At 35.1% G+C, this 4,006-nt stretch carries 2 protein-coding genes; both read left to right on the top strand.

The features are described from left to right. Positions 1–489 (top strand): hypothetical protein (locus A3849_RS33425; RefSeq protein WP_218619283.1); only part of this gene is annotated, 489 nt, incomplete at its 5' end. A 25-nt stretch (positions 490–514) separates the two neighbouring features. Next, a partial coding sequence (locus A3849_RS30985) for an alpha/beta fold hydrolase (RefSeq protein WP_372237818.1) occupies positions 515–4,006 on the top strand: 3,492 nt, incomplete at its 3' end.

Raw genomic sequence — 4,006 nt, 5'->3', positions numbered from 1 at the left:
ATCGTAATCTATCTTTTTTTTGCAAGACACTTATTAGAAAAAAAATTGCAACTTTTGCTTCTTATCTGTGTCGCTTCAACTATTCTCTTTTTTTTTCTTACACCTTGGCTCATTGAATCAAAATCTTCATTAAATCGAAAACTTTCTAATATTAGTTTCTCGAACCATGAAAAGTTTATGGAAAAAATAGATATTTTAATAGAAAAAGAACACCTACCATATCGAGTGAATATTGATAAAAGTAGGGAAAGGTTCAAGGAGATAAGAAATGTTAACGTTGTCGTATTGAATAAAACTACCAATGAAGAGATTAAGAAAAAAGATATCGACGAGTTACTGGGATTAACATATGGAGAAGATGTCAGGTTAAAAGTTTTTAATAAAAGTAACGAAAGATTGCTGATGGATTTTGTAATAGACTTAAATAAAAGTATTAGTTTCTGTGACCCTTATAAAGTATGCAGAGATTTAGGAATAGAGATAAAATAATCAATTATAACTTGATGAGAGGGTTATGAACTATATGAAGAGGATTTGTATTTTGATACTTTGCTTTATAATGATTGCAGGAATTTTTGATTTTAATAAAGCTGCCGCAAGTAACAATGTATGGGCAGAAAAACCAATCATTAATCTTACCAAAAATGAAACGATTAAAATTCATTATAGTTTTGATGAAAAGCCACATCCAGTAAAAATATATGTTCAATTAAATGGTGAAACTCTTACTCATGAGTATAGATCTAATAGTTGGGGGGACGAATTTGATTATAACCCGGTGAAGGAGGGGAAATATACTTTTATTGTAGAACCTACTGATAATTACTATTCAGGGGAAACTTCGGTTACTGTGTATAAAGACAGAGTTATTCTTGTACCAGGTATCATGGGGACAGAACTGTGGAATACTGGGGCTGATCAAATTTGGCTTCCTGATAAAACACAACTTAAGGATGATATTTTGAATATGAAAATGGATACGGACGGAAGAAGCTTGAATTCAAAAGTTCGCGCTGGAGATCCATTGAAAGATTGGTATGAGAAAATTAAAATATATCTAGAGGAGAAAAAATTTAACGTTAGATACTTTGGGTATGATTGGAGAAAAGATGTATCCGATAATGCAGATGCCTTAGTAGAATTTATTGATCAAGAACATATAAATTCCCCTAATAGTAAGATAAATATAGTCGCCCATAGTATGGGGGGGTTAATATCTACAGAATATATCAACAAAGGAAATGCCAATAAGATTGATAAATTGATAACGCTGGGTACTCCATATTTGGGTGCTCCTCAGGCTGTGAATATATTTGAAACGGGAGCAGCCGCAGGTGATTTTATTAGTGATACAGCTATCAGTAAAAGTATAAGAGAAGTTATGCCAAATATTCCTTCTGCATATCAACTACTACCTTCAGAAGAATACTTTACTTTGAATAATACAAATTATTTAAAAAGTCAGGAATATCTAGGTCCTTCCTTGAACTTGAAGAATACGAATTTTAAGGATACTACATACACGAACTATAACTCTACGTTTACTTTTTTGAAAGATAATAGAGGATGGTCAAATGACTTATTAATTAATAAGGCGAAAAAATTCTATGAAAATTTAAATATTGTAAGTAATTTAAACAAAGTAGATTCATATTATATCATCGGTGATCGAATCCCTACAATTGGAGGATTGACGGTCACTAACTACACATTTGGCCCACAAAGATATGTTCTTGATATAAAAAGTATCCAAGGAGACGGTACAGTTCCGCTTATTAGTGCAAGAGTAGGCACTCCTACTCGACTGGACTCTGCAAAGACATATTACATAAAAGAAAAACATGGTGAACTCCCCAATAATGTGAATGTTCAACAACAAGTCTTCAATATTTTATCTGACAGACCAAATGATCTTGCTCCAAATATAAGAAAACTATCCAGTAATACTAAAGCATTGAAAATTAAAATCGAGTGTCCTGTCGATTTGAATATCTACGATTCTGTAGGCCGCCATACGGGTGAGAAAAGTGATGGAACCTATGAAGAGAGTATTCCTTATTCAACCTATTATACTGATGGTGAAACGAAGATCGCTTTGATGGAAGATGCTAATTATCAAGTGAAATTAAAGGGTACCGGATACGGTGAAATGACATATACACTGGTATGGTCCGATGAAAATGATGTTGAAGAAAAAACAGTTCGGTTTGATAATATTCCAATTACCCCCAACTCTGTATTTACGTCCAGTACTGACAAAAATGGTCAAATCACACTTAGTGTAGATAATAATGGTGATGGAGTCATTGACTCGACTGTTGGTTCTTCAGTTGACCTTGACTTGGCCAGTACTCAAGACGAAACAATTCCAACACTGACCGCAAACGTTACTGGAGTAAAGGGTGTTAATGAATGGTATGGGAAAGATGTTCATTATAATTTATCTGGAGATGATAATGCATCTGGTATTTACAAATACTTTTACGACCTTAATAATTCTGAATACAAAGAATATACAGAACCATTAGCATTACCTGATACAGGAATATATAACTTTAAGTCTTATGTAAGAGATAAAAATAGAAATGACTCTGAAGTATTAACGGAGACGGTAAAGGTAGACACTACCAATCCGACCGTACCTGTAATGACAGTTGATCCTACAACATGGACGAATAAGTTTGTCACCATTACATTAGCTGGAGGAACGGATGCTGATAGTGGTTTTCAAAAATATCAGTACAAGATCAACCAGGATGGTGAATGGAAAGACTATACCGCTCCTTTCGTAATCGATACAGAAGGATTATACAATGTGTACGCTAGATCAGTGGACAACGTATTTAACCTTAGTGAAGAAGTAACTGGGGTGGCCAAAGTTGATAAGACCAATCCTCCCAAACCGATAATGACAATAGAACCATCCAAATGGACTAATCAATCGGTCTCCATCACATTGTCGGGTGGAACTGATACAGATAAAGGCTTTCCTAATAGCGGATTTCAAAAGTACCAATATAAGATTGATGATGGGGAATGGAAGGATTATGCCGCACCTTTTATTATCGATACTGAGGGTTTATATAAGGTTTTAGCTCGATCAGTAGATAATGCTACTAATCTCAGTGAGGAAGTTTCTGGGGAAGCAAAAATTGATAGGACCAAGCCTATGGTACCAGTAATGACTATTGAGCCTTTAAAATGGACAAACCTATTAGTAACTATCACATTAACAGGAGGCAATGATACAGATAAAGGCTATCCGAATAGTGGTTTTCAAAAGTATCAATATAAAATAGGATTGGACGGAGAATGGAAGGACTACACGACACCTATTATTATTGATAATGAAGGACTATATAATGTTTATGCCAGAGTGGTAGATGTAGCTGCTAATCTTAGTGATGAAGTTATCGGTGATGCAAAAGTTGATAAAACAAAGCCTTCAAGGCCTACTGGGCTCAATACTGTTCTTGTGAAATCCAATAAAGCAAAAATAGCTTGGTTGCCTTCTACTGACAACATAGAAGTAACAGGTTATGATCTTTATCAGGATTCTAAATTAGTTGCAAAAACAACAGACTTAAGTTTTACTTTTGAAAATCTGGTTTCTAATAAAAATTATATATTCAAAGTGGTCGCAAGAGATGAAGCAGAGAACTCTTCACTTGCAAGTGTTCTAGTTGTTCGAACAACTGTAGAACTTGCTGCGAGTTGGTATCATACCTTGCAAATAAAGGCAGATAACAAAGTATGGGCTTGGGGACAAAACAGTAATGGTCAATTGGGAGATGGAACGACGACCTCCAAAACCACGGCTGTTGTAATTCCAGGGTTAGAAAACATGGTGTCAGTAGCAGCGGGAAACATGCATAGTCTGGCGCTTAAAAGTGATGGAACCGTGTGGTCGTGGGGCTATAATAATGCCGGTCAATTAGGAAACGGAAGCAATATTAGTCAACTATCACCCGTGCAAGTAAAGAATTTAACAGGGGTTATTGCCATT

The sequence above is a fragment of the Paenibacillus sp. P46E genome, assembly GCF_001909095.1.
In the GTDB taxonomy this organism is placed as follows: Bacteria; Bacillota; Bacilli; order Paenibacillales; family Paenibacillaceae; genus Paenibacillus_AQ; species Paenibacillus_AQ helianthi.
Note: the sequence above shows the minus strand (reverse complement) of the source record. Positions and strands in the feature narration are given on the sequence as shown.